We start from the raw sequence: 6,927 nt of genomic DNA, 5'->3' as shown, positions 1-6,927 counted from the left end.
CCGTGGGGCCCGGTACCGGGCGCGGCGGCCGCGGTGATCTACACCAACGAACTCGTCCTGCACACCTGGGACATCGCGAAGGCGACCGGTCGGCCGCCGCAGTGGGCCCCCGAGGTCCTCGCGGGCCCGCTCGCCCACATGCACGAGGCCGTTCCCGCCGAACCCCGCACTCCTCCCGTGCCGTTCGGCCCCGTGGTGGAGGTACCGGACGACGCGCCGGACATCGACCGGCTCGTCGGCTGGTACGGCCGCCGTCCCTGACCGTCCGGGTGGTCGGAGGCGGGAGAGGCCGCCGGCGTACGTTCCGGCGGCCCGGCGCGGCGGGCCGTGGGTACAGTCGATGATGGTTGGAAAGTCACTTTCCGGGGGGTATTCCATGGCCGACACCGTCGTCGCGGACGGGCGCCGCACCCGTGCGGCGTTCGTGCAGCCCGAGCAGGCCTGTCCGATCGCACCGGTCCTCGACATCGTCTTCAGTCGCTGGACCACGCCGATCCTGTGGACTCTCAACGAGTACGGCAAGCAGCGCTTCGTGGAGCTGCAGCGCACCATCGCCACGATCACGCCGAAGGTCCTCACCCAGCGGCTGCGGCAGTTGGAACGCGATGGTCTGATCGTGCGCACCTACCACCCGGAGGTCCCGCCCCGGGTGGAGTACGAGATCAGCGAACTGGGACGCAGCCTGGCGCCGCTCTTCGCCACGCTGTCCGAATGGGCCCAGGGCAATCTGGCCGAGGTGGAGCGGGCACGCCAGGAGTTCGACGCGGCGGAGGAGCGCCCCGCCGGCCGGCAGGGGTGACCTCCCCGGCGTCGCTGCGGCAGATCATCGGCCGGTATGCCGACGCCGGCGTCCGGGAGGTCCTCGCCCTGCGCGGTGATCCCCCCCGGTGCCCTGCGGGGACCGTGGATCCCGCATCCCCAGGGGCTCCGTCACGCGTCCGACCTCGTGCGCCTCGTCCGTGAGTGCGGGGCCTTCGACGTGGCGGTGGCCGCCTTCCCGGAGCGCCACCCCAGATCGGCCGACCGGGACGACGACATCCGCCACTTCGTCGCCAAGTGCCGCAGCGGTGCCGACTTCGCCATCACCCGGATGTTCTTCCGGGCGGACGACTACTTCCGGCTGCGCGACCGACTGGCCTCGGCCGGCCGCCACCTCCCCGTCATCCCCGCGATCATGCCGGCCACCCACTTCGACCGGATACGCCGCTTCGCCCGGCTCAGCAACGCGACCGTCCCGGACGACCTGGCGCGTCGGCTGGAGGCCGCTCGGAACGACCCCGGTCAGGCGCACCGCGCAGGCGTCGCGCACGCCACCGCGCTCGCTCGGCGACTCCTCGACGCGGGGGCACCCGGCCTGCACTACATCCCCCTCAACCGCCCCACCGCCGCCCTGGAGATCCACCGGTCCCTGTCGCTGCCGACCCAGGCGGACGGGGCAGGAGGAACGAAGGGCCCGCACGGCACCGCGCGCCCCTCCGGCGCACCGGCCTGACCCGCGGACCCGGCGCCGGCGGGGGCCGCCGACGCCGGGCCGGGTCACTCGCGTACGCCTGCCCGGCCCACGGCACCGCGGCGCAGGGCCAGTGCGGCCGGGACGACCGACGCGGCCACGGCGAGCACCGCGCAGGCGCCCGCGGCGGCGCCGACGACCTCCCACGGCAGGACGACCGCGGCGCGCACCGACAGCAGCTCCAACGCGCCCCACAGGCCCGCCAGATGGAGCCCGGCCACCAGCAGCCCCAGCAGTCCGCCGACCGTGACCACCAGCAGCGCCTCGGCCGCCACCAGCCGCAGCACCTGCCGCCGGGTGGCCCCGGCCAGCCGCAGCACCGCCAGGTCGCGCACCCGGTCGGAGGTCGCCATGACCATCGTGTTGACCAGGGAGATGCCGGTGTACAGCAGGGCGATGCCGAGCACCAGCAGGAAGCCGAGCCGGGTCGTGCGGTCGGTCCCGGGGGAGGCGGCCGCGACCCACCGGTCCCGGGTGAACACCTCCCCGCCCGAGGAACGCACCGCCTCGCGCAGCCCGGCGGCCACGGCACCGGTGTCGGCCCCGTCGGCCAGGGCGACGTCGACCCGGTCGATCACCGCGCCGGGGGCGTTGGCCCGGGTGACGTAGACGCCGTTGTCGCCCGTCCCGGTGGTCATCACCGCGGCGATCCGCAGCGTCTTCCGGGTGCCGTCGCCGAGCCAGACCCGGACCCGGTCGCCCACGGTGTGCCGCTCCCACTCCTCGTTGACGATGATCGAGCCGTCGTCGAGGTCGGCCGGCCGGCCGGCGGCCAACGGCAGCCGCGCGGTGGTCGCCGACACCCGGGGATCGACGGCGCGGGCCTCGGACCTGACGAGGGCCACCCCCTCCTCCAGGACGTACACGGCGCTCGGCGCGGTCGGCGACACCTCGGCGCCGGGCACGGCACGCAGCCGGTCGAGCGTCCGGGCGTCGAACCCCGCGTCGTCCGGGGCGGTGACGACGAAGGCGGCGGTCCGCTCCCGCGTCTCGGTCGCCTTCGCCCCGTTCAGCGTCGCGGTGGCACCCGGCAGCGAGCCCGCGAGGGCGACCGTGACCAGGACCGGTGCCGCGACGGCGGCGGTGCGGCGCACCCCCGCGGCGGCGCTCTCCCGGACCAGCATGCCCCCGGCCCCCGGCAGCCGGGCGGGCAGCCAGGTGAGCAGCCGGGCCGACGGGCGCACCACGACCGGCGCGAGCAGCGCCACCGCGGTGATCAGCAGCATCGTCCGGCTCACGTAGGTCTTGCGGTGCAGCAGGTCGCCCGGGTCCCCGGCGAGGGCGAGACCCAGGGTCACCACGGCGGTCAGCAGCAGGCCCGCGCCCAGCAGCAGGCGCCCCCGGGGCACCGCCCCGGCGTCCACCGACGCCTCGCGCAGCGCCTGCGCCGGGCCGGTGCGGCCCGCCCGCCAGGAGGCGGCCGTCGCACCGCACAGGGCGACGGACAGACCCGTCCAGAAGGCCAGGTGGTACGGCCAGACGTGGTCGCCGACGGCGAACCAGGACGGTGCCGCACCGCCCTCGACCACCCGGTCGGCCAGGACGGGCGCGCCGTACGCGCCGAGCACACAGCCGACGGCCGACGCGAGGACGCCGACCAGCAGGGCCTCGGCGCACACCAGTCGGCGGATCTGACCGGGCGTGGCGCCGGCGGTGCGCAGCAGGCCGAACTCGCGGCGCCGCTGGGCGACGGCGAAGGCGAAGGTGGAGGCCACCACGAACACCGACACGAAGGCGGTGACGCCGCCGGCCGTGCCGAACAGGGCGTTCATCGCGGTCAGGGCCTCGACGTCCCGGTCGGGGTCGGCGTCGGCGTACCGGCGCGCGTCCCCGGTCAGCACCCGGGCGCCGCTGCCGCGCACCGCCTCCCGCACGGCCGCCGCGTCGGCGTCGACGACCACCTGGACGGAGACGGGGGACAGCCGGGCGGCCTGCGCGTCGGTGTAGAAGACGGCGTGCTCGAAGCCGCGGTCGGCCACGGTGCCGACGACCCGCACGGTGCCGCGGTCGGTGCGCACGCTCTGCCCCGGCCGCGCCCAGTCGCCGCCGACCACGACCTCGCCGGCGGCCCGCGGCGCGCGCCCCGCCTCGATCCGGTACGGGGCGAACGCGGCCGTGGACCAGGGATGCCCCACCAGATCGGACGGTCCGCCCTGCGCCCGTACGGCGAACGAGCGGTCCCGCACGACGGTGCCGAGCCTCTCCAGGCGCGCGACCGTCGCGGCCGGCACCTCCCGCGGCCGGGCCAGCTCGTGGGTGCGGTCGCCGATCGGGGTGGGGACGCGCAGGGTGTCCTGCCCCCTGACCACGACCGGCGCGGCCGCGAACCGCTCCGGGCCGCGCTCGGGCGCGTCGAGCGACGAGGCGAGGACCAGGCCCATGACGGCGAGCAGCGCGACACCCAGCGACAGGGCGGTGAAGCTGCCGACGAAGGTGATCCAGCGGGTGCGCAGGGTGCTCAGGGCGACGCTCAGCACGGCACGTCCCCCAGCCCGGCCATGCGGGCGGCGATGGCGTCGGCGCCCGCCCCGGCCAGCTCGCCCTCGACCCGGCCGTCGACGAGGAAGACCACCCGGTCCGCGCAGGAGGCGGCCACCGGGTCGTGCGTCACCATGACGACCGTCCGGCCGTCGTGGTCGACCATGCCGCGCAGCAGCGCCAGCACCTCGCGGCCGGTCCGCGAGTCCAGGGCGCCGGTCGGCTCGTCGCCGAACAGCACCTCGGGGCGGGTGATCAGGGCGCGGGCCAGCGCCACCCGCTGCTGCTGGCCGCCGGACAGCTCCGTCGGCCGGTGCCGGGCCCGCTCACCGAGGCCGACCCGCTCCAGCACCTCGCGCACCCGGGCCCGGGGCACGCGCCGGCCGGCCAGGCGCAGCGGCAGCGTCACGTTCTGCTCGGCGGTCAGCGACGGCAGCAGGTTGAACGCCTGGAAGACGAAACCGATCCGTTCGCGGCGCAGCAGGGTCAGCCCGGTCTCGCTCAGCCCGGTCAGTTCGGTGCCGCCGACGGCGACCGAGCCCGACGTGGGCCGGTCCAGGCCGGCGGCGCACTGCAGGAGGGTCGACTTGCCCGAGCCGGAGGGGCCCATGACGGCGGTGAAGCTGCCGCGCGGGAAGGCGAGCGAGACGTCGTCCAGCGCCCTCACCGTGCCGTCCCCCGATCCGTACCGCCGGCTCACCCGGCGCAGGGTGATCGCGTCACCGTCCGTCCGGCCCATGTGCTCCCCCACTTCCCTGTCCACCCGTCCCCCTGTCCGCCTGTCTCCCGTCCGCCCCGGCCCGGTCGCTGCGGGCCGGACGCGGGCCGGTCGTGTGGCTCCACGAAACCGTTCGGGGGCCGGTCGGCGCAGTACGGCAGGGGCGAGACCCGGGGTAGGGCAGGGCCTACCTCCGGTTCTCCTGCCGGGCCGATGGTGCCGGGCGGCGCGGGCTCCTACGGTGATCCGCATGCAGCCCCGCACCCCCTGGCAGGCCATGGCCCGCCCCGGCTACCTGCTGTCGTCGTGGCCGTGGCGCTCGGCCGGGTACCTCCTCACCGGCGTCGTGACCGGAGCCGCGGTGCTCGTGGGGCTCGTGGTCTCGGTGGCGGCCGGCGGTGCGCTCGCGCTCGTGGTGGTGGGGCTGCCGCTGCTGGGCGCCGCGGCCCTCGCCGGCATCCCGGTGGCCCGGCTGGAACGGCTCAGGTTGCGCCTGGTCGACCGGGATCCGGTGCACGACCTGCACCGGCCGCCCGGCGCCCCCGGCCTGCGGGTGTGGCTGGCCGCCCGGGTGCGGGAACGGGCCACCTGGCGGGAGCTCGGCCACACCCTGCTGTGCGCGGGTCTGCTGTGGCCGGTCGACGCCCTCGCGCTCACGGTCGCGCTGCTGCTGCCGCTGGGCGCGGTCGCCACCCCGCTGCTGATGGCCACGGTCGGAGACGGCCGGGAGGCCAAGGTGCTCAAGCTGTGGACGGTCACCACCTGGCCGGCGGCGTTCGGGGTCGCCGTGCTGGGCCTGCTGCTGACAGCCCTCGGCGCCTACGCCCTGGGCGTCGCCGCGGGCGCCCGCGCCGGTCTGACCCGGCTGCTGATCGCCCCACGCGACGGGGACCCGGAGGCCAGGGTGGTCGAACTGGCCCGTTCCCGGGTGCGGTTGGTCGACGCCTTCGAGGCGGAGCGGCGGCGCATCGAGCGCGATCTGCACGACGGGGCCCAGCAGCGGCTGGTGGCGCTGACGATGACCCTGGGCCTGGCCCGCCTGGACGCGCCGCCGGGGCCGCTCGCCGATCAGCTCGCCAAGGCCCACGAGGAGGCGGACGGGGCGCTCCGGGAGCTGCGCGAGCTCGTCCACGGCATCCATCCCAAGGTCCTCACCGACTACGGCCTGGAGGCCGCCGTCGCCGATGCCGCCGACCGCTCCTCCGTGCCCGTCGACGTGGAGCTGGAGCTGCCCGGCAGGCTGCCCGGGGCGGTGGAGTCCGCCGCGTACTTCGTGGTGTGCGAGGCGCTCGCGAACGTCGCCAGGCACAGCGGGGCGCGCCGGGCGCGGGTGAGCGGCGGGCACCGGGACGGCCGGTTGTTCCTGGAGGTGTCCGACGACGGCCGGGGCGGTGCACGGTCCGGGGCCGGAGCCGAGGGGGCGGGCGGCAGCGGGCTGACGGGACTCGCGGACCGGGTGTCGGTACTGGATGGCAGACTCTCCCTGTCCAGCCCGGCGGGTGGGCCGACCTTGTTGCGTGTGGAGATCCCTTGTGCGCCTTGCGAGTTGACCGAGCCCTCCGCATAGTGCTGGCGGAGGACAGCGTGCTGCTGCGGGAGGGGCTCGTCGGCCTGCTCGACCGCTGCGGACACGAGGTCGTCGCGGCCATCGGCGACGCGGAGGCGCTGGTCGCCGCGGTCGAGGAGCACACCCCCGACATCGTGGTGACGGACGTCCGGATGCCTCCCGGCTTCCAGGACGAGGGCCTGCACGCGGCGGTGCGGCTGCGGGAGCGGCGGCCCACGCTTCCCGTGCTGGTGCTGAGCCAGTACGTACAGCGGGCGTACGCCTCCGAACTGCTGGACTCGGGGGACGGCACGGGCGTCGGTTACCTGCTGAAGGACCGCGTCGGCCAGGTCGAGGAGTTCGTCGAGGCGCTGTGCGAGGTCGCGGACGGCGGCACCGTCGTCGACCCGGAGGTGGTACGGCAGTTGCTGCGCCGTCGCCGCGATCCGCTGGAACGGCTCACCCCGCGCGAGCGGGAGGTGCTGGCGCTGGTCGCGGAGGGGAGGTCGAACGGCGCGATCGCCCGGGAACTCGTGGTGTCGGAGGCGGCGGTGGGCAAGCACATCGGCAGCATCCTCGGCAAGCTGGACCTGCCCCCGGCGGACGAGACCCACCGCAGGGTCCTGGCGGTCCTGGCCTACCTGCGGGCGTGAGGACGGTGGCCGGGGAGGGGGC

The 6,927-nt window shown here is 76.0% G+C and carries 7 protein-coding genes; 5 read left to right on the top strand and 2 right to left on the bottom strand.

Features of this window, described 5'->3' with window-relative positions:
- The 3 genes from B7L92_RS26885 to B7L92_RS26875 all read left to right on the top strand — a co-directional run.
- On the top strand, positions 1–261 hold a 261-nt coding region (locus B7L92_RS26885; RefSeq protein ID WP_497591471.1), incomplete at its 5' end, for a DinB family protein.
- A 115-nt stretch (positions 262–376) separates the two neighbouring features.
- Positions 377–799: a winged helix-turn-helix transcriptional regulator gene (locus tag B7L92_RS26880; RefSeq protein WP_081239962.1), complete on the top strand. Its 423-nt coding sequence runs from the start codon at positions 377–379 to the stop codon at positions 797–799.
- Positions 800–946: 147 nt separating this feature from the next.
- Positions 947–1,492, top strand: a complete 546-nt coding sequence (locus B7L92_RS26875) for a methylenetetrahydrofolate reductase (protein ID WP_438364026.1) — start codon at positions 947–949, stop codon at positions 1,490–1,492.
- A 44-nt stretch (positions 1,493–1,536) separates the two neighbouring features.
- On the opposite strand, the gene B7L92_RS26870 is transcribed toward B7L92_RS26875, so the two are convergent.
- Together B7L92_RS26870 and B7L92_RS26865 are read right to left on the bottom strand one after the other, a co-directional pair.
- Entirely contained in the window at positions 1,537–3,987 is a 2,451-nt protein-coding gene (locus tag B7L92_RS26870) for an ABC transporter permease (protein WP_081239961.1), read from the bottom strand.
- Positions 3,981–4,727, bottom strand: a complete 747-nt coding sequence (locus B7L92_RS26865; RefSeq protein WP_081239960.1) for an ABC transporter ATP-binding protein — start codon at positions 4,725–4,727, stop codon at positions 3,981–3,983. The genes B7L92_RS26870 and B7L92_RS26865 overlap by 7 nt, the downstream gene beginning before the upstream one ends.
- A gap of 229 nt (positions 4,728–4,956) precedes the next feature.
- Between B7L92_RS26865 and B7L92_RS26860 the strand changes: the two genes are divergently transcribed.
- Both B7L92_RS26860 and B7L92_RS26855 read left to right on the top strand, forming a co-directional pair.
- On the top strand, positions 4,957–6,273 hold the full coding sequence (locus tag B7L92_RS26860) for a sensor histidine kinase (RefSeq protein ID WP_255311152.1): 1,317 nt from the start codon (positions 4,957–4,959) through the stop codon (positions 6,271–6,273).
- The gene (locus tag B7L92_RS26855; RefSeq protein ID WP_304364715.1) at positions 6,273–6,905 is read left to right on the top strand and encodes a response regulator transcription factor; all 633 of its coding nucleotides are present in this window, start codon (positions 6,273–6,275) and stop codon (positions 6,903–6,905) included. Before B7L92_RS26860 ends, B7L92_RS26855 begins: the two co-directional genes overlap by 1 nt.
- The last annotated feature ends 22 nt before the right edge of the window (positions 6,906–6,927 follow it).

The sequence above is a fragment of the Streptomyces viridosporus genome, assembly GCF_002078235.1.
GTDB classification, from domain to species: Bacteria; Actinomycetota; Actinomycetes; order Streptomycetales; family Streptomycetaceae; genus Streptomyces; species Streptomyces viridosporus.
The sequence above is the reverse complement of the archived record's forward strand: the minus strand, read 5'-3'. Positions and strand labels throughout refer to the sequence as shown.